The following is an 18,885-nucleotide window of genomic DNA, read 5'->3' on the forward strand; positions in this document are numbered from 1 at the left end:
CTGCCCTCGCCCGCGGGCAGCCGGGCCGCCTAGACGAAAGCCACGCTGAAGTCGTAGCGGCTGCTGGTGCTGCCGTCGGGCGACACGACCTCCACCGTGGTGGTGGAGCCCGCGGCCACGCCCACGCTCATGCTCGCACCCTGGGCGAGCAGCGTGCCGTTGACCTTCATCGATGCGACGTTGCTCGACATGGCCGTGGGCTTGACCACGATGCTGCCCGTGCCGGCCGGAACGTTCACCACGTAGGCATAGGTCCAGGGGTCGAACTTGTTGGCAATCTTGTTGGGCATGCCGTTGGCCGGTGCCCCCCAGTACACATCGACGCCGACCAAGGTCGCCCCGGCGAACTCGATGTTGCTGAGCACCGAGTACTTTTTGAACCCGTCGGCCGTGTTGTAGTCGACCGTCGCATTGCAGGGGTAGGCGGTGGTCGGCCTGGTGAAGTAGTCGACGGGGCGGTCCAGTCCGCTGCCCAGCGAATTTCCGATGGCCATCCAGTTCTTGTCGCGCCACATGTCGCCCACCATGCTCATGCGCGAGTTGCGCGTGGTCGGGCTGGTCGGATTGCCCAGGCGCCCGCCCCGGATGGACGGCACCGTCACCACGTCGCCCTTGTCGATCAGCTGCTGGAAGCACTTGACGAAGTTGTTGACGCCCTCCATGGCCACCGGCACATCCTGGTGCGCGTTGGTCACCTCGGTGATCAGCCCGCTGGTGCTGCTCTTGCGGTAGTTGGCCAGCAGTTGCTGCGTCAATGACAGGAACAGGTCCACCTTCGTGAGGTTGTACTGGGTGGTGTCCGCCGTGTAGGCGCGGTTGCAGGCCCACATGTCGGAGCCGAACACCCAGCCGGTCTGGTTCACGATGGCCGTCATCAGGCCGTGGGTGTGGCCGGGCTGCATCCAGGCCGTGACCTGCACGTTGCCGAGGTCCAGCACCTGGCCGTCGGCGATGGCGACGGCGGCGGCGCCGGCCGCCTGGAAGTCCGTGCGGCTCGATGCGGCCAGGGCGGCCTTCTCGATGGCCGAGGCGTAGAGCGTGATGCCGGCCGAGGTGAAGTTGTAGACCTGCTCGGCATGGTCCGGGTGGTTGTGGCCGATGAGAATGTCGTAGGGCTTGGTCGCGATGCTGTCGATGAAGGCCTTCAGGTTCGCCTTCTGGTAGCTGTACTCGCCGGCGTCGAACACCAGGCCGCGGGTCGTGCCTTCGATGTAGAACACGAAGGCCTGGAAGTACTCGGCCGGGTTGTTGATCTTCCACACGGTGGGCGACGTGGGCGTGCCGGCATGGACCAGCTTGGCCTGGAAGGCCCCGACCTGCGGGCGAACGATGTTCCAGACGAAGGTCTGCACCGCGCTGGTCTGCATGCCGTCCTTCTTCGCCACGGCCTTCAGGCGGTACAGCCGATAGTCCGTGGTGGACGTGAGCGGGTTGACGAACTGAAGCACGCCGTTCTGCTCGAAGTCGTATTCGATGCCGGCGGTCAGCGGATCGGCCGGCTCGGTACCGTCGAACGTGTAGGTGTAGTAGATCTTCGCGCCGGGCGTGGGTGTGGAGATGCGCACGTAGCGCCGCGGCGCCGTGGTGCCCGACTTGCACATGACCTGCGGCGGCGCGACCAGGCGGGCGGTGATGTCTTCCAGGATACGCTTGGCTTCCCCGACGAGAAGCTGCGCTGACGGCGCAAACTGGCTGGCCGTGCTGCCCTGCATGTAGCCGGCGGCGACGATGGCGTTGACGCTCGCCTTGCGGCGCGGGCTGATGGCGCCGGCGTCGGTGAAAGCGCTCAACGCATCGGTGCCCGATTCCGGGATTCTGAATGCCCGCACGAAGATCTCGGCCGCCTCTTCGCGGGTGATCGGGCGGGCCGGCTCGAAGCCGCCGAGGGCATTGCTGACGACCCCCTCTTCCAGCGCGGTCTCGATCTCCTTGGCGAATTCGGTTTCTCCCACGCGCACGTCGGAGAAGGTGGGCTGGGCCAGCTTGTAGGGATCGTTGTACTGCGACGAGTGCACCCAGTCGAAGTACCTGGAGATGGATGCGACGAACGCGGCGCGCGTCATCGCGGCGGCATTCGGGTCCGGTTCGGGCGCGGGAGCGGGGGCCGGCGCGGGTGACGGCGCTGCAGCCGCGGGGTCGTCACCGCCGCCGCATGCCGTGACCACCGAAGCAGTTGCCGCGAGCACGGTCGGCAATCCGAGCAGCTGCCCGAAGAGCCGGCGGGACATCCGCTCGGAGGGGACCGGCTCTTGCGCGCTCGGCGATGCGGAAACGGAAGGAGTGCTCAGCGTTTTGTCTGTCATTGTTGGAGAGTCCATGGGATGTTGGGAACACGTTCGGGTGCGCCGCGCCGGCAGCAGCGGCGACGACGTCCGCGGCAGGCAATGTACGAACTAGTGCGTTTTTAAATCTCAGGTCAAACCCGAACGGCATGCTTTTTCGTGAAGTAAACCCTTCACCGCTTGCCCGAGACATGTTGGTACGAACTCGTACGTTCTGCAAAACCTTGCAGTGTTCTGTTCGGGTATGCACTAGGGGTCTTCATTTAACAAGGTTGTTAATCTGGCCCGCCTTCGAGACACCCTCGAGCGTCAACGAACACACCCACAAGAACGAGGTGCAAGCCATGGTCGGATTCAAATTGGGCCGCTCGTCATTCATTGCCGCCTGCCTGCGAGGCGCGGCAACCGCACTGGTGGCGGTCGCGTCGAAAGCGGCATTGGCCGCGGTCCCCACGCCCACCGTGACGGGCCCCATTCCTTCGGACCTTTCGGCTTCCCCGCGCAACCACACCTTTTTCGCGACCGACCTCGATCTCAAGGCGCGCGGCTATGTGGAGGAAGAGTTCTTCTTCTCCGGCGTCGCCAACACCTACGACGCCACCTTCTCGGGCGGCATCGGCGCACGGCCAACCGCATCGCCCACGGCGAACGTCGTCACTTCGGGCAACCCGTACACGACCCGCATGGTGGTGCGCCGGCCGGCGAACCCGGGGCGCTTCAACGGCGTGGTGGTGGTGGAATGGATGAACGCCACCAGCAACTACGATGTGGAGGCGCTCTGGTTCCGTGCCCACGAGTTCTTCCTGCGCGAGGGCTACGCCTGGGTCGGCATCACCGCGCAGAGCGGGCCCATCACCAACCCGACCCTCGGGCTCAAGCAGTTCAGCCCGGCGCGCTACGGCTCGCTCGACCTGACGGCGGGCGGCAAGTTTCCGAGCGGCGATCCGATGGGCTACGACGTGTTCGCCCAGGGCATCCAGGCCGTGCGGCACGCGGCCGTGCTGGGGCCGCTGACACGGCACGTGAAAAAGGTGGTGGGTGCCGGCGTCTCCCAGTCGGCAGGGCGCCTGTCCGTCCTGATGAACGCCATCCAGACGCGCGACGAACCGGTCATGGACGCGGCGCTACTCTACATCGGCGGCGAACGCCTGCGCACGGACCTGAACTATCCGATCATCAAGCTCCTCTCGGAAACCGAGTACACCGCGCCCGCCTCCGCCAACGAGATCGCGGTGCTGCAGCCCGACAGCGAACTGCTGCGGACCTGGTCACTGGCCGGCGCGTCGCACTCCGACTGGGCCTCGTTCGCGGTTCGCTACGCCTTGCTGCGCCGCGACCAGCCCTCGGCCCCACTGCGCGACAACTGCCGCAACCCCAGCCGCAGCCGGGTCCCCGACCGCTACGTGATCTCGTCCGCCATCGACTGGCTTTCGCGCTGGGGCGACAGGCAAGGCCATTCCGGCAAGGCCGCAGTTCCCCCTTCTTCCCCGGCGATTCAACTCGCCGGCGACGGCGTGACCGTGGTTCGCGACGCCTATGGCAACGCGCTCGGCGGCATTCGCCTGGCACCGTTCGCCGTTCCCGTCGCGCTCGACTCGGGCTACAACGAGGTGCTGCCCGGCGCCGGCGGCCTGTGCTTCCTGAATGGGACGCACATTCCCTTCGAGACGGCCACCTTGAACCAGCTCTACCCGACGCGCGGCGCGTATCTGGCGCCGTTCACCAAGGCAGTGTTCGAGAACCTGCGCGACGGCTTCGTGCTCGATGCGGACGCCAGGGAAATGCTCACCCAGGCGGCCACCTCGGTGTACGGCCGCCAGCTCGACTGCGGCCCGCTGTGCGCGAACTTTGCCCAGTTCCCCATCCAGCCGTCCACCCAGTTGCTGCGCGATCACACGCAATTCCTGTACATGAGCGGCGACGAGGCGATCCTGCGTTCGCTCGACGCCGCGACGCTGGCGGTCGCTCGCGGCTACACCGCTTCGCTCAGCTCGGCCAAGCTCGCCTGGTTCACCCAGGCTGCGGGCTGGCTCCAGCGGTACAAGCTGCAGATCGACGAGCAGCTGGCACGCCGGCGCGCCACGCCCCAGCAGGCCGCGCTGCTGACGGAATACGCCGACATCCTCATCGCCGAGCTGGCGAACCTGGGCGCCTCGACCACCGGCAACGTCCGGCTGGACGAACGGTTCAGCGACGACCGGGCCAAGGATGACCTGCCGGTGCAGCCATAGGCCCAGGCGCGGTAACTAAGCCGCCAGAAACCTCAGCACGACCTCGCAGGCCCAGTCCCTGGTGCGCTTGAGCCGCCTGGGACTGGTCATGTTCCTGGAGAACACGGCGCCGAAGGTGTGCTGGTTGGCCACGTTGAACATCCCCATCGAGACCATCAGCTGATGCAGCTCGACGATGTCGATGCCTGTGCGGAACACCTTGGCCTCCTGGCCCTGCCGGAGCACCGATTGCAGGGCGTCCAGCGATGCGCCCGCCTGCGAGCGGATCTCCCGGGAGCCCTTGATGTAGCTGGCCTGGTTCTGGTTCTCGATGGCCACCAAGGCGACCAGCGAAGGGTTCTGCACGTAGTAGTCGATGCGAAAGCGCGTGATCTTGCGCATGGATTCCACCGGATCGAGCCCCCGCAGATCGATGGCGGCCTCCGCCTCGCGGATGCGGCGGTAGCTCTCTTCGAGCGTTGCGAGATAGAGCCCGTCGCGTCCACCGAAGTAGTAATAGATCATGGCGCGCGTGATGCGGGCCTCGGCGGCAATGGCCTCCAGCCTCGCGCCCTGCAATCCGCGGCTGGCAAACTCGGCCGCGGCGGCCTTCAGCAGGCCGTCCCGGTTGATCTCGGGTTCCTTTTGCTTTCGCGCTGTCACGGCAGACGCTCCTTTCAAGGCGACCGATGCTAGCGGAGTGCCACGCAACCCCGCGAGTCGCCAATTGAGGACAGCCCCCTGTTTCGATCCATCGTCCTTTCTTAAGATCGAGAGATGAATTCAAACTCGCCGCCCCGTCCCGGGGCGCTGGTCGTCGAGGATGACGACAACATCGCCTACCTGCTTCAGTTCATGCTCGAACGCGAGAACTTTCGTGTCGATCTGCAGCGCGAGGGCCGCAGCGCCATGGCTTATGTGCAGACGCAACCGCCCGTTGACATCGTGCTTCTGGACGTGATGCTTCCTTTTGTCGACGGGTTCCAGCTGGTCGAGCTGATCCGCGCCACGCCCGCATGGCGCGACGTGCCGGTGCTCATGCTGACCGCCAAGACGCGCGAGCAGGACGCAGTGCGCGCACTCGACTCCGGCGCCAGCGACTACATCCACAAGCCCTTCGCGCCCAACGAGCTGATGGCCCGGGTGCGGCGCCATACGAAAGCGACCAAGTGAGGCGCGCCGCTGCGGGCGTCCTCGCCCTGGCCATGGGCGCACCGCTGCTCGCGGCCGCGCAGAGCGCCGAGCTGCCGACCTCCGTCGAGCTGGGCTATGCGCGCGAGCACCTCTCCAACGACTCGCCCGACTGGCAGGACACGGGCATCGACATCACGCACCGCTTCGGCCAGCGCGAATACCTGGGCGTGTCGCTGCACGACGCCAAGCGCTTCGGCGTCGAGGACGTGAGCGCGGCGGCCTTCTACCTGATGCCGCTGACGGACAAGCTGGCGCTCAACCTCGAAGGCAGCCTGAGCCCCGACGCGAGCTTCCTGCCGCGCAACATGGTGGCGGGCCAGCTGCAGTACGAGTTCGCGCCGGCCTGGCTGCTGTACGGCGGGCTCAAGTCCGCCAACTATGCCGAGGACCATGTCACCGAAGGACTGCTGCGGCTGGAGCAGTACGTCTCCAGCTTCAGCTGGTCGGTGGCCTGGAAGCCGGTGCGCGCGCTGGGCACCTACGCGCAGAGCTTCGAGGTGCGCGGCAACTACTACTACGGCGAGCGCAACATGGTCGGCCTCATCGCCGCCTACGGGCAGGAGGCCACCTCGGTGGCGCCCAACGAGGTGGTGATTGCCGACGTGCGCTCCATCGCCCTGCTGGGCCGCCACCACCTGAGCCCGCGCTGGGCCCTCACCTACGCCATCACGCGCACCGAGCAAGGCAGCTTCTACACGCGCACCGGAGGCCGGCTGGGTGTTCAGTACTCGTTCTGACATCTTCCTGGAATCGGCCCTCGTCCTGGCCGCCGGCGTGGCCCTGCTCACGCTGCTGCTGCTGGGCCTGATCGTGGCGCTGCGGTGGCGCCGCGCGCATGAGCTTCGGCGCATGCGGTCCTTCGAGAAGCGCTGGCGCCCGGTGCTGATGGCCGCGTCGATGGGCCCGGTCGACGGCGCGCTGCCGGCCCTGGCCGGGCGCGAGCAGTTCGCCTTCCTCAAGCTGTGGAACTACCTGCACGAGTCGCTGCACGGCGAGGCGTCTCAACATCTCAACGCGCTGGCCCGGCGCCTGAAGTGCCACGAGGCGGCCCGGCGCATGCTGGACGCGCGCGACCGGGCCACGCGGCTGCTGGCGATCCTCACGCTGGGGCACCTGCGCGATGACGCGGCCCGGCATGCGCTGCGCAGCGCCGCCGCCAGGCCGGACACCGTGCTGTCGCTGCTGGCCGCGCGCGCGCTCATCCAGATCGACGCGGCCGGCGGCGCCGAGACCCTGTTTCCCCTGGTCGTCTCGCGGCGCGACTGGGACATTGCCCGCCTGTCGCGCATCCTCGCGCCCGCGCGCGAGGCCTGCCGCACGCTCATCTCGGAATCGATCATGCGGCTGGGCCAGCCCGCGCGCATGCGGGCGCTCGAACTGGCCGCCGCCCTGCGGCTGGACCTGCCCTCGCGCCACCTGGTGCTGCTGCTGCGCCCCGGCGAGCCGCCCGAGGCCATTGCCGCGTCGCTGCGGCTGGTGCGCCACCCGCAGCACGTGCCGGCGATGCGCGCCCTGCTGGGCCACGCCGACTGGCGCGTGCGCTGCGAGAGCATTGCCGCCATCGCCCGCCTGGGCGAGCCGGCCGACGTGCGCTCGCTCGCGCGGCTGCTGCAGGACGAGCAATGGTGGGTGCGCTACGGCGCCGCCCAGGCGCTGGTGGATTCGCCGCTGCTGCGCCCTGGCGAACTCGAAGAACTTTGCGCGACGGCCGGCCCCGAGGCCAAGGGCATCCTGTCGCACGTGATCGCAGAACGGAGCCTGGCCTGATGGCGACCTTCATCGATGCCGCGACCTGGTTCGTGCTCGGCTATTTCGTGCTGCTCAACCTGAGCTACTTCGGCCTGAACCTGCTGGCCATCACCTCGCTGATGCGCAACAGCCAGGAGCGCCTGCTGGAAGAGCTGCCGCAGGCCTATTCGGGCCTGGAGCCTTCCATCAGCGTGCTCATGCCGGCCTTCAACGAGCAGGCGACCATCGTGGCCTCGGTGCGCTCGATGCTGCAGCTGACGTATGCCGACTTCGAGGTGATCGTCATCAACGACGGCTCGCGCGACGCCACGCTGGAGGTGCTGCGCGAAGCCTTCGCGCTGGCGCCTTTTCCCGAGTCGTACGCGGCGCGGCTGCCCACCCAGCCGATCCGCGCCGTGTACCGGTCGACGCTGCACCCCAACCTGCGCGTGATCGACAAGGACAACGGCGGCAAGGCCGATTCGCTCAACGCCGGCATCAACATCGCGCGGCATCCGCTGTTCTGCGGCGTGGACGCCGATTCGGTGCTGGCGCGCGACAGCCTGCAGCGCGTGGTCAAGCCCTTCCTGCGCGACCCGGACATGGTGGCCAGCGGCGGCACGGTGCGCGTGGCCAACGGCTGCGTGGTGCGCGACGGCCACCTGCTGAGCGTGGGCCTGCCGCGCAACGGCTGGGCCATGTTCCAGGTGGTGGAGTACCTGCGCGCCTTCCTGTTCGGGCGGCTGGGCTGGTCGCGGTTGAATGCGCTGCTGGTCATCTCGGGCGCCTTCGGGCTTTTTCGCACCGAGACTGTGGTGCGCGTGGGCGGCTACAAGACCCGCTCCATCGGCGAGGACATGGAGCTGGTGGTGCGCATGCACCACGCGCTGCGCGCGCAGGGCGTGCCCTACCGCATGGAGTTCGTGCCCGAGCCGGTGTGCTGGACCGAGGTGCCCGAAGACATGCGCAGCCTGCGCAACCAGCGCGTGCGCTGGCAGCGCGGCCTGGGCGAGAGCCTGGCGGCGCACTGGGGCCTGATGTTCGGCCGCCCGGGCGGCGCCCCGGGCTGGCTGGCCTTTCCGTTCATGGTGCTGTTCGAATGGCTGGGGCCGCTGGTGGAGGTGGGCGGCTACCTCTTCATGATCCTGGCCATCAGCTACGGGCTGATCTCGTGGGCGGCGTTCGGCGCCTTCCTGCTGGTGGCCATCGGGCTGGGCGTGCTCTTTTCCGTCTCCAGCCTGCTGATGGAGGAGATGTCCTTCCACCTGTACCCGAGGTATCGGCAGCTGGCCCTGCTCGCGCTGATCGCGGTGGCCGAGAACTTCGGCTACCGGCAGCTCAACAGCCTGTGGCGGCTCAAGGGCCTGTGGCTGTGGGCGCGCGGCAAGCAGGGGCACTGGGGGGCCATGCAGCGCAAGGGGTCGTGGCAGGGGCGGTCTTAGGCTGGTGGCTGAACACTCTCACGACATCAGCAGGCCCGATGCGGCCAGGGCGCGTGCTGCAATCAGGGTGTGAAGAATGGGACGCGTCATGAAGGAAGGTGTTGGGCGGGCAACAGCACCCCGCCGAAGCTCGCCTGCAATGGGTTGCCCCAGGTTCTGTGCCATGCTCTCGGCCAGGCTGCGGCCGTTCTGCTCGAGCCGCCACCGGCCGCGAACGGCACCAGCATCTGGATCGGCCGGAGGGATATTCCTCGGCGGCGCTGCCGGCGGTTCCCTGCGTTCTCAGCGTGGCAGGGCGGTTCCTTGAAATGCGGCCAGCCGCCAGGCGGCATCGCGCCGGAGCCACACCGCCACATAGCAGCTTGCGATATCGCGCAACGCGTCGCCGCGTTGCACCTGAGCCCGCATCTCGCCCGCGACGATGGCCGCGTCCGGCGTCTGCTGCACGGACAGTGGCTCGAAGGCCAGTTGCCGGTAGACCATCTGCCCCCCGGCCAGTTTCGCCAGCAGGCTTTCACGGGTCTCGACGCCGCCGGTGGAATGCACGTAGCGCAAGTCCGGCGCCAGCAGCTCGCCCAGCGCCCGGGCGTCGCAAGCGAGCATGCCGATGCGGCGGCGCTCTTCGAGCGCCAGGATGGCGGCGGCGTCGCTCACGGTTATTCGTCGCAGATGCCGTTGCGCAGCACGCCGATGGCGTCCACCTCGATCTCGCAGACGTCGCCAGGCTTCATGAAGATCTGCGGCGTGCGCTTGTTGCCAACGCCCCCGGGGGTGCCGGTGACGATCACGTCGCCTGCTTCCAGCGGAATGAAGGCGGAGATGTAGGCGATCTGGCGCGGAATGCTGTGCACCATCATGTCGGTGGTGGCGCGCTGCAGTTCCTGACCGTTCAGGCGCGTGATGAGGGTCATCTTCTGGTCGGGGGCGATCTCGTCGGCGGTGACCATCCAGGGGCCGAAGGCGCCTGTCTTCCAGAAGTTCTTGCCGGGGCCCCACTGCGAGGTGTGGAGTTGCCAGTCGCGCACGCTGCCGTCGTTGTAGCAGCTGTAGCCGGCGATGTGCGACCAGGAGTCGGCCTCGGAGATGTGGCGGCCACCCTTGCCGATGACGATCGCGATCTCGCCTTCGTAGTCCAGGCGCTCGGAGACGCGGGGACGGACGATGTCCTCGCCATGCCCCAGCTGCGAATCGGCCACGCGCAGGAAGATGACCGGCTTTTCCGTCACTTCCTTGCCCGTCTCGCGGATGTGTTCGCCGTAGTTCAGGCCGATGCAGAAGATCTTGCCGGGGTTCGGGATCACGGCCTGCAGTTTCACTTCATTCAGGGGCAGCGTGGCCTTGGCGGCAGCCACCTTGGCGGCGGCATCCGCGACGAGGTCGGCGGCGATCAGCGCCTTGAGGTCGGGCGCGCGCGCGCCGTAGACCTCGCCGAGGTCGACCACGCGGTCGCCGACCACGGCGCCAAAGCTGTTCTTGCCGTTGTATTGGTAGCTGATGAGTTTCATGTTGATTCCTTGGTGGCGGGAGAGTTGGAGGTGGGTCGGGTACGGGTCGGTCGCGGCGGCCAGGCGCTCATGGACCGACGGAAAGAAACTGGGAGATGCGATCCAGATCGGCGCCCGAGCGGGCCACGCCGACGATGTAGCGGTCGGGCCGCAGGATCACTGCGCTGGCTTCGTTCGCGCGCAGCCAGTCCTGCAGGCTCGCATCCGGCTGGTCGATGACGACGGCGGCGCTGCGCTGCCAGAGCTGCCGGGTGGCGGGCGACACGGCGGCCAGCACCTGTTGGCTGCCGATCACTGCGCCGCGGCGCCCGAGCAACTCGTCGAGCAGGCGCCCGTCGTCCAGTCTCGGCTGGGGAAAGGGCCGGCCGGCCAGTTCTGGCACCGCGGGATCGAAGGCGCCGGCGCCGAGCAGTTGCGGCGGAAGCTCGAAGATCTCGGGGCGTCCTGCCTGGAACTTGGCATCGCGTTCGGCCGCAAGCTGGGGGTCCGTCGTCTGGATGATGTTGCCCAGGCGAACCGCCAGTTCGATGAGGGCGCGGACATGCGGCTTGCGCTCGGATTCGTAGGTGTCGAGCAACGCATCCGACGCACGGCCCGCCAGCACCGCGTCCAGCTTCCACGCGAGGTTCGATGCATCGCGGATGCCGGCGCACATGCCTTGCCCGAGAAACGGCGGCGTCTGGTGGCAGGCATCGCCGGCCAGGAACAGGCGCCGGTCGCGCCAGCCATCGGCCACCACCGACTGGAAGGTGTAGATGGCGGCGCGCTCCAGGCTCGCCTGGTCGGGCCGCACCCACGCGGCCACCATCTTCCACAGGTTGTCCGGTTGCACGAGGGCTTCGCGGTCGTCGTCGGGCAGCACCATGATTTCCCAGCGTCGGCGCTGGCCCACCACGTTGCAGTAGGTCATCGGCCGGCGCGGGTCGCAGTACTGCACGGTGTAGGCCGGCAGATCCACGGGTTGTTCGAGCACCGCGTCGAACACCAGCCACGGCTGGCGAAGGCCCAGGTCGACCAGGCCGCTTCCGATGGCCTGGCGCACGGGCGAACGCGCGCCGTCGCACCCCACGACATAGCGGGCGCGCGCCACCTCGGCCTGGCCGGATTCCATCGAACGGTAGGTCACGGTGGCGGCGGCATCGCCTTGTTCCACGCCCACCAGTTCGTGCCGCAATTGCACCTTCACCCCGGGAAAGCGCGACAGACCTTCGCGCAGCACGGCCTCCAGTTGCGGCTGGTGGAAGTAGTAGTTGTTGGCGCACCCATGCGGACCGTTGGCGGCGGTGCCACCGCGGATCAGCATCGTCTCACCGGCGCCGTTGACGAAATGCATGCCCTGCACGCCGGGCCGCGAGATGGCCAGCACCTGCTCGCGCAGGCCTGCAGCCTGAAAGATGCGCAGCACTTCGCCATCGAAGTGGATGGCGCGCGGCAGCGGGAAGATGCCGGCCTCCTTCTCGAGCACCAGCACTGAACGGCCGGCGGCGCCCAGCAGGTTGGCCAGTGTTGCCCCGGTGGGCCCCAGGCCAACGATGACGACGTCGTAAGCGTCGGTGTGCTCAGGCATTCTGGTCTTCCTGCATGCGGCGGGCGACTTCGGCCTGCCATTGCGCGCGGCTCATGAACTTGGGCAAGCGCCTGGCGATGGCCTCGGCCTGCGCAAGGATGGCTTCGTCCGACTGGCCCAGGTCGATGGGCTCCTTGAGCGGCTGCTCGCAGTACCACGGCGTGTCCATGAACAGCTCGAGCCGGTTGCCCTCGGGATCGCGGCAGTAGACGGAGACCGCGTTGCCGTGCGTCACCGGGGCCATGTCGGTCGCGCCCTCGGCCAGCAGCCGGTCATGGAAGCCGCGCAGCGCGCCCAGGTCCGGCACCCTGAAAGAGATCTGGTTGACCACGTTGAACGCCATGTCGGCCGGGCGCCCGGTCGCCAGCACCAGCTGGTGGTGCTCGTTGGGGTCGCGGCTGAGGAACACCAGTTGCACCGGCCCCAGATCGCCCTCGTCCGTCTGGGTGAAGCGCAGCGCCTGCTTGTAGAAGCGCGCCATGCGAGGCAGATCCGTCACGTACAGGCCGATATGGCTGAACTGCAGATCCGAGCGATGAGGCAGTTGCATCAGTTGTCTCCTATCGAGAATGAAGACCCGAACATTGTCGAGCGCTTGACCAATGCTATCTGTATTCTCATATTTTGACAATCTAATGCTTTTTCGTATGATCCAGTCCCGTGCAGCTGGCACGTATTCGTACACGGAGACATTCCATGAAGTTCCTCAAGAGGCTGGTCCATTCCACCGCGCTCGTGACCGCCACGGGCCTTGCGCTTTCGGCAGGCGGCGCATCGGCCCAGACCCACTACCCCACCAAGCCGGTGCGGATCATTGCCCCCTTCCCCGCCGGCAGCGGGCCCGACGCCAACGCCCGGGAACTGGCCGGTGAACTGACCAAGATCCTGGGTCAGTCGGTCTACGTGGAGAACCGGCCCGGCGCCTCGAACATCATTGGCACGGAGGTCGCCGCCAAGGCGCCCAATGACGGCTATTCGCTCTACATCGGCACGACGAGTTCGCTGTCGGTGGTGCCGCACCTCTACAGCAAGCTGCCCTTCAACGCCGAGCGCGACTTCGCCCCCATCAGCCTGCTGGGCGTGCTGAACACGGGCCTCATTGCCAATCCCGGTGTCAAGGCCAAGGACGCGAAGGAGCTGATCGCCGAACTCAAGGCCAAGCCCGATTCCGTCACCGTGGCGACCCAGGGCATCGGCAGCTACTCGCACCTGTCGGCCGTGTGGTTCAACAGCGTGGCCGGCGTGCAGTCCAACCTGGTCCCCTACAACAGCAACAGTCCCTATGCGGACCTGCTGGCGGGCCAGATCCAGCTCATGTACGACGGGCTGCCCGCCGCCGCGTCGAACGTGCAGGCCGGCAAGCTGAAGCTGCTGGGCATCACGGGCAAGGAGCGTCATCCCAGCTTCCCCGACGTGCCCACCTTCGCCGAGCAAGGCCTGCCGGACTACACGCCCATCGCCTGGCAGGGACTTCTGGCCCCGGCAGGCACGTCGCCGGCCATCCTGGAAAAGCTGAGCGCAGCCATGGCCAAGGTCTGCCAATCGCCCGAGCTCGCCAAGAAATGGCGCGACTACGGTGGCGAGCTGCGCTGCAACACCCCCGCCGAGTTCACCAGGTTCATCGGCGCGGACCGTGCCATGTGGGGCAAGGTCATTCGCGCCGCAGGCGTGAAACTCGACTAGGCGGGGCGACCATGATGAGCGAGATTCCGGCCTCGACTTGCGACGGCATCGTGATTGCGGGGGCAGGCGGCCCCGAGGTTCTGCAATGGACTGAAGACATGCCCTTGGCCGAACCGGGGCCGGACGACTTGCTCATCGACGTCGCCTTTGCCGGCGTGAACCGGCACGACTGCAATCAACGTCGACGCGGGCCCACGCCTGCCCATAGCGACGTCCCGGGCCTGGAGATCAGCGGCATCGTGAAGGCTGCGGGTGCCAGGGTCCGCGGCTTCGCTGCCGGAGACCTCGTCTGCGCGCTGGTGGACGGGGGTGGCTACGCCACGCGTGCCACCGCACCGGCCGCACTGGCCTTCAAGGTCGAGACGCCGCTGGATCTGAAATCCGCCGCTGCCCTTCCCGAGGCCCTGTTCACGGTGTGGCACAACTTCTTTGGTCTGGCGGCCCTGGGGCCGGGGGAATCGGTGCTGATCCACGGCGGCACCAGCGGCGTGGGCAGCCTGGCCATCCAGTTGCTCGGCGCGCTGGGGCATCCGGTGCACGTCACCTGCGGCAGCGACGAGAAGTGCGCTGCTGCCATGGACCTGGGGGCCCGCTGCGCCATCAACTACCGCACGCAGGATTTCGTGCACGAGGTGAAGCGGGCGACCCAGGGCGCCGGCGTCGATGTCATCCTGGATATGGCCGGGTCGGCGCACTGCGCCGGCAATGTCGAAGCGCTGGCCTGGCGCGGCCGGCTCGTTCATCTTTCACCCGGCGACGGCGCCGAGTTCCGCGCGCCGCTGCGCTCGATCATGGCCAAGGAAGCCCGCATCACCGGCTCGCTCCTGCGCCCCCTGCCCATGGCGCACAAGAGCCTGATCGCGCAGCAGCTGCGCCGCGTGGCGATGCCGCTGGTGCATTCCGGAAAGATCCGCGCCTGGGTGCAAGAGACGTTTGCGCTGAAAGCGGCCTCACAGGCGCACGCACGCCTCGAATCTGGACGTTCCATGGGCAAGATCGTCCTGGAGGCAGGCGGCATGGCCGCCGCCATGCACCACTCGAATACCGCGTAGCTCTCCGGATCTTTCGGGCGGCGACGGCGACGATATATTGTGGGCCGCCGCGCGCCAGTGGGCAGACATCGCCCATGCCATCGGTCGCGGCCTCATGAGAAGACCACGAGGACAAATTGCCGGGAACATCAACGTCCAGTTTGGAGCGCATGCTGAATGTGCTCGACTTGTTCGACGAAACCAATCTGGGCCTGACCCCCGAAGGCATCGCCGCCAAGCTCGGTGTCTCGCTGCCGACCAGTTATCGGTACGTGCGCCTCCTGCTGCAAGCCGGGTTGCTCCAGCGCGTGGAAGACTCCAGGTACTCGCTGGGGCCCCGCGTCATCTTGCTGGACTACTACATTCGCAAGGCCGACCCGGTCTTGCGCGTCGGGTTGCCGATCATTCGTGAGCTGGTGGAGGCCACCGGGTTCGACTGCGTCGTGACCGAGCTGTTCGGCATGCAGGTCCTCGATACCTATCGGGAGGTCGGCGAGAGCCCCGAGGAACTCGCCTATGGCAGGGGGCGCCCGCGGCCATTGTTCGGCGGCGCCGCGCCCAAGGTGCTCCTGTCCACTTTCGGCCCGGCCCAGCTCAAGAAGGTGTTCGAGGCACGTCGCGACGAGCTGGCCCGACACGATCTTCCGACGGATTGGAGCGAGTTCCGCCGCTACTTCTCGGCCATTCGCAAGGCGGGGCACTATGTTTCCGTCGGGCAGCTCGAGCCCCAGCTCGCGGCGGTGGCAGCGCCGATTCTCAAGCCCGATGGCGGGGCCTGGGCGGCGCTCTCCGTCGTGTTCAACACATCGCGCCTGGCGATCGTCGACGTTCAGAAGCTGGTGCTGCTGGTCACCGACGCATCAACGCGCTTTGCCGCCCGCCTGAACGAGCCAAGCCGCGCGCCCAGGCCCTAGGCAACGAAACGCCGGATTCAGCCGGCGGGCGGCAGCATCAACTCCCGCGCCAGGTGCAGCAGCCCCTGCACGGCGGGCTGCTCCACAACGCTGGTTCGCGTCCAGGCCAGCACGTCGCGCGGCGCCGGCTCGCAAGGCAGGGCGATCTGCCGCAGTTCGCCGGCCGTATCGATCATGGCCACCGGCAGGCGCGGCAGGACGGCCAGATGGCGGCCCTGGCGCAGCACCTGCAGCAGGATGGCGGCGTCCGCGATGGTGGCCAGTTGCGTCTTCGGCCGCCGGATGCCGTTGCGACGCAGATAGTCGAGTTCGTCGTTCTGAAATGGAGAGGTGACGCCCACGTTGATCCACTCGCAGGCATCCAGCGCCGGCGAACTGGGTTGAATGGCCAGCGGATGCAGGGCGCCGCAGAAGACGCCGATCGTGTCCTGCAGCAGCAGCGTGCGCGAGATGTCCGCGGGCAACTCGCGCGAAAGCGCCGGTGCAATCACCACGTCGTGCTGGCCGTCAACCAACTCCTCCACGAGCGCCGTCGGGCGTCCGGTGGTGATCGTCAGCGCCACGTGGGGAAAGGCATCGAGGAAGGCCGGTGCCAGCCGCGGCATCAGCGCCAGCCCGAGCAGGGGCCCCACCCCCACGCGCAGCCGATTGAAAAGCCCCAGCCGGTGCTGCGCGATCGACTCGCCCGCCTGCTGCACACGCGTGGCGATGGCCCGTCCCTCGCGCGCCAACGCCTCGCCCAGCGGGGTGCTGCGCACCCCGAAGCGGCTGCGCGTGAAGAGCGGCGCGCCGGCCTGCATCTCCAGCGTCGCCATGTTGCGCGTGAGGGTGGGTTGCGTCACGGCCAGGCTCTTGGCCGCCTCGGTGATCGACCCCTTCTCCAGCACCATGGCCAGTTGCGTCAGGTGTTTTGGATTCATGCAGAAATGATTGATTGGCCGATCAACTTTAAATTTTACTTATCCAACCGTCTCCCTATGCTTGAGGAAATCAACGGCAGGAGACGCCTCGCGTGACCAACTTCATCTTCATCGTCGCCGACGACCTGGGATACGCCGACCTGGGCTGTTATGGCGGGCGCGCTGCCACGTCCCCGGTGCTGGACCAGCTGGCTGCAAACGGCCTGCGCTACGTCAACGGATACGCCAACTCGCCCGTGTGCTCGCCCACGCGCTTTGCGCTGATGACGGGCCGCTACCAGTATTGGGTGCGGGGCGCGAGCGAAGAGCCGCTGCTGGGCACCTCGCGCGGCAATCCGGAACTGGGCCTGCATCCCGGCCTTCCCACGCTTCCTTCGATGCTGCGCGACATCGGCTACCACACGGCGTTGATCGGCAAGTGGCACCTGGGCTTTCGTCCGCACTTCGGGCCCGACCGCTCGGGCTACATGCACCACTTCGGCCCGATGTCGGGCGGCGTGAGCTACTGGGGCCACAACGCGCGCGGGCCGGCGTCCGACCTCGAACTCGACGGTCAGCCCTACGACGAGCCCGGCTACCTCACCGACCTGATTTCGAAGCGGGCCGCGCGCTACGTGCGCGAACGCGCGGCCGACGGCCAGCCCTTCCTGCTGAGCCTGCACTACACCGCACCGCACTGGCCCTGGGAGACGCGCGCCCAGGGCGGCGTCGACCCGGAGGTGTCGAAGGACATCGCCCACCTGGACGGCGGCAACATCGAGACGTACAGGACCATGATCCAGGAGATGGACGAAGGCATCGGCTGGGTCGTGCAGGCGCTTCGCGAGACGGGGATTCTGGACGACACGCTGATCGTGTTCACCAGCGACAACGGCGGCGAGCGCTTCTCGGACAACTGGCCGCTGGTGGGCGGCAAGATGGACCTCACCGAAGGCGGTATCCGCGTGCCGTACATCGCGCACTGGCCGCGCGGCATCGGTCGACCGGGGGGCATCTGCGCGCAGCACTGCATGACCATGGACTGGACCGTGACGATGCTCGACATCGCCGGTGCCCGCCCGCCCGCGGACCACGTGCTGGACGGCGTCAGCCTGCGCGCGACGCTGGCGGACGCCAGCCATGGCTTTCCCCGCCCGATGCACTGGCGCATGAAGCACAAGGACCAGCGCGCCCTGCGCGACGGCGACTGGAAGTACCTCAAGGTCGAGGAACACGAATACCTGTTCAACCTCGAGCGCGATGCGCGCGAGCGCGCCAACCAGGCGAGGCGCGATCCGCAGCGGCTCGCGGCGATGCGCGCGGCCTGGGAAAGCTGGAACGCGCAGATCCCGCCCGTTCCGGCCGAAGCGCGCACGGATTTGATCAGCACCCTGCGCGACATGCCCGCCCGCTGACTTCCGACCTGCGGCCCCTTCAAAGAACAAGGAGACAAACACATGACCAGCCGACGCCACTTTTGCCTTTCCACGCTGTCGTTGGCCCTGCCGCAAACCGCGGCGTGGGCGCAAACCGCTTCGCAACCCATTCGAATCATGGTGGGCTTCGCCCCCGGCGGCTCCGTCGACATGACGGCGCGGGCACTCGCCGAGGCGATGCGCCCCAGCCTTGAGCGGACGATTCTGGTGGAGAACCGGCCGGGCGCCGCCGGCCGCCTCGCGGTGGAATTCACGCGCCAGGCCGCGCCCGACGGCAATACGCTGATGCTGGTGCCGCACGGTCCGATGACCCTGTTTCCGTGGATCCACCGGCAGCTGCGATACGACCCGGTGAAGGACTTCGCGCCGATCGGGCGCGTGTGCACGCTGGACTACGCCATCTCAACCGGGCCGGCCACGCCCGCCAAGACCGTTGCCGAATACGTCGCCTGGGCACGCAACCCGCAGAACAAGCCGGCCTTCGCCTCGCCCGGCTCGGGCACCATCCCGCACTTCCTGGGACAAGGCTTCGCGCAGAAGGCCGAGATCGAACTCACGCATGTGCCGTACAAAGGTGCCGCCCCGTCCCTGATCGATCTGATTGGCGGCAATATTTCGCTGGCGGTGACGCCGATGGCGGATGCGGTCGAGCACCACCGCGCCGGCAAGCTGCGCATCCTGGCCATCACCAGCACGCGCCGCAACCCCGCGCTGCCCGATGTGCCCACGCTCAAGGAGAGCGGCATCGACCTCGTGCTGGATGGCTGGTACGGCATGTACGCGCCGGCTGGTACGCCCGCCGAACAGATCGACCGGCTCTACCAGGCGCTGCAAGGCGCGGTGAAGAAGATCGAGCCCACGCTCGTACGCGCGACCATGCAGGCCGACGCAGCTGGACCTCAGCAACTGGCGCAGATCCAGGCAACAGAGACGGCACTCTGGGGCCCATGGGTCAAGGCGTCGGGCTTCACACCCGGCGAGTGATTGCGCACCT

At 67.5% G+C, this 18,885-nt stretch carries 17 protein-coding genes; 10 read left to right on the plus strand and 7 right to left on the minus strand.

What is annotated here, in order from left to right:
• Positions 1-29: 29 nt before the first annotated feature.
• Positions 30-2,228 carry an S-layer homology domain-containing protein gene (locus tag VSO01S_RS10205; RefSeq protein ID WP_161944431.1) on the minus strand — a complete coding sequence of 733 codons (2,199 nt, stop codon included), beginning with the start codon at positions 2,226-2,228 and terminating at the stop codon, positions 30-32.
• Positions 2,229-2,626: 398 nt separating this feature from the next.
• Between VSO01S_RS10205 and VSO01S_RS10215 the strand changes: the two genes are divergently transcribed.
• Positions 2,627-4,513, plus strand: a complete 1,887-nt coding sequence (locus VSO01S_RS10215; protein WP_153305206.1) for an alpha/beta hydrolase domain-containing protein — start codon at positions 2,627-2,629, stop codon at positions 4,511-4,513.
• A 15-nt stretch (positions 4,514-4,528) separates the two neighbouring features.
• Here the strand turns inward: VSO01S_RS10215 and VSO01S_RS10220 are convergent, their stop codons facing one another.
• The gene (locus tag VSO01S_RS10220; RefSeq protein WP_068641971.1) at positions 4,529-5,155 is read right to left on the minus strand and encodes a TetR/AcrR family transcriptional regulator; all 627 of its coding nucleotides are present in this window, start codon (positions 5,153-5,155) and stop codon (positions 4,529-4,531) included.
• A 114-nt stretch (positions 5,156-5,269) separates the two neighbouring features.
• On the opposite strand from VSO01S_RS10220, the gene VSO01S_RS10225 reads away from it, so the two are divergent.
• The 4 genes from VSO01S_RS10225 to VSO01S_RS10240 are packed head-to-tail and all read left to right on the plus strand — an operon-like array spanning position 5,270 to position 8,856.
• Positions 5,270-5,665: a response regulator transcription factor gene (locus VSO01S_RS10225; protein WP_068641972.1), complete on the plus strand. Its 396-nt coding sequence runs from the start codon at positions 5,270-5,272 to the stop codon at positions 5,663-5,665.
• Positions 5,662-6,423, plus strand: a complete 762-nt coding sequence (locus tag VSO01S_RS10230) for a YaiO family outer membrane beta-barrel protein (protein WP_068641974.1) — start codon at positions 5,662-5,664, stop codon at positions 6,421-6,423. Before VSO01S_RS10225 ends, VSO01S_RS10230 begins: the two co-directional genes overlap by 4 nt.
• The gene (locus tag VSO01S_RS10235; RefSeq protein ID WP_153305207.1) at positions 6,404-7,453 is read left to right on the plus strand and encodes a HEAT repeat domain-containing protein; all 1,050 of its coding nucleotides are present in this window, start codon (positions 6,404-6,406) and stop codon (positions 7,451-7,453) included. Before VSO01S_RS10230 ends, VSO01S_RS10235 begins: the two co-directional genes overlap by 20 nt.
• Complete coding sequence (locus VSO01S_RS10240) at positions 7,453-8,856, plus strand: glycosyltransferase family 2 protein (RefSeq protein ID WP_068641978.1); 1,404 nt, start codon at positions 7,453-7,455, stop codon at positions 8,854-8,856. The genes VSO01S_RS10235 and VSO01S_RS10240 overlap by 1 nt, the downstream gene beginning before the upstream one ends.
• Before the next feature lie 282 nt (positions 8,857-9,138).
• Here VSO01S_RS10240 and VSO01S_RS10245 read toward each other — a convergent pair whose 3' ends face one another.
• The 4 genes from VSO01S_RS10245 to VSO01S_RS10260 all read right to left on the minus strand — a co-directional run bounded on the left by VSO01S_RS10245 (position 9,139) and on the right by VSO01S_RS10260 (position 12,478).
• A complete protein-coding gene (locus tag VSO01S_RS10245) occupies positions 9,139-9,510 on the minus strand; it encodes a nuclear transport factor 2 family protein (RefSeq protein ID WP_084241796.1) in 372 nt (123 codons plus the stop codon).
• Positions 9,511-9,512: 2 nt separating this feature from the next.
• Positions 9,513-10,361 (minus strand): fumarylacetoacetate hydrolase family protein, encoded by an 849-nt coding sequence (locus tag VSO01S_RS10250; protein WP_068641980.1) that lies wholly within the window; start codon positions 10,359-10,361, stop codon positions 9,513-9,515.
• Between the two features lie 67 nt (positions 10,362-10,428).
• Positions 10,429-11,928: a bifunctional 3-(3-hydroxy-phenyl)propionate/3-hydroxycinnamic acid hydroxylase MhpA gene (gene mhpA, locus VSO01S_RS10255; protein ID WP_068641981.1), complete on the minus strand. Its 1,500-nt coding sequence runs from the start codon at positions 11,926-11,928 to the stop codon at positions 10,429-10,431.
• On the minus strand, positions 11,921-12,478 hold the full coding sequence (locus tag VSO01S_RS10260; protein WP_068641983.1) for a VOC family protein: 558 nt from the start codon (positions 12,476-12,478) through the stop codon (positions 11,921-11,923). Before VSO01S_RS10260 ends, mhpA begins: the two co-directional genes overlap by 8 nt.
• A 146-nt stretch (positions 12,479-12,624) precedes the next feature.
• Here VSO01S_RS10260 and VSO01S_RS10265 point away from each other — a divergent pair, with 146 nt between their 5' ends.
• From VSO01S_RS10265 to VSO01S_RS10275, 3 genes are all read left to right on the plus strand, one after another.
• Positions 12,625-13,611, plus strand: a complete 987-nt coding sequence (locus VSO01S_RS10265) for a Bug family tripartite tricarboxylate transporter substrate binding protein (RefSeq protein WP_068641985.1) — start codon at positions 12,625-12,627, stop codon at positions 13,609-13,611.
• Positions 13,612-13,622: 11 nt separating this feature from the next.
• Positions 13,623-14,663 carry an NAD(P)H-quinone oxidoreductase gene (locus tag VSO01S_RS10270; protein ID WP_068641987.1) on the plus strand — a complete coding sequence of 347 codons (1,041 nt, stop codon included), beginning with the start codon at positions 13,623-13,625 and terminating at the stop codon, positions 14,661-14,663.
• Positions 14,664-14,812: 149 nt separating this feature from the next.
• The gene (locus VSO01S_RS10275) at positions 14,813-15,556 is read left to right on the plus strand and encodes an IclR family transcriptional regulator (RefSeq protein ID WP_068641989.1); all 744 of its coding nucleotides are present in this window, start codon (positions 14,813-14,815) and stop codon (positions 15,554-15,556) included.
• Positions 15,557-15,573: 17 nt separating this feature from the next.
• Here VSO01S_RS10275 and VSO01S_RS10280 read toward each other — a convergent pair whose 3' ends face one another.
• Entirely contained in the window at positions 15,574-16,476 is a 903-nt protein-coding gene (locus VSO01S_RS10280) for a LysR family transcriptional regulator (protein ID WP_084241797.1), read from the minus strand.
• Between the two features lie 92 nt (positions 16,477-16,568).
• Between VSO01S_RS10280 and VSO01S_RS10285 the strand changes: the two genes are divergently transcribed.
• A complete protein-coding gene (locus tag VSO01S_RS10285; RefSeq protein ID WP_068641994.1) occupies positions 16,569-17,870 on the plus strand; it encodes a sulfatase family protein in 1,302 nt (433 codons plus the stop codon).
• 42 nt (positions 17,871-17,912) lie between these two features.
• Positions 17,913-18,875, plus strand: coding sequence for a tripartite tricarboxylate transporter substrate-binding protein (locus VSO01S_RS10290; RefSeq protein ID WP_068641996.1), 963 nt, complete (start codon positions 17,913-17,915; stop codon positions 18,873-18,875).
• The last annotated feature ends 10 nt before the right edge of the window (positions 18,876-18,885 follow it).

It is taken from the genome of Variovorax soli NBRC 106424 (assembly GCF_001591385.1).
Lineage (GTDB): Bacteria > Pseudomonadota > Gammaproteobacteria > Burkholderiales > Burkholderiaceae_C > Variovorax > Variovorax soli.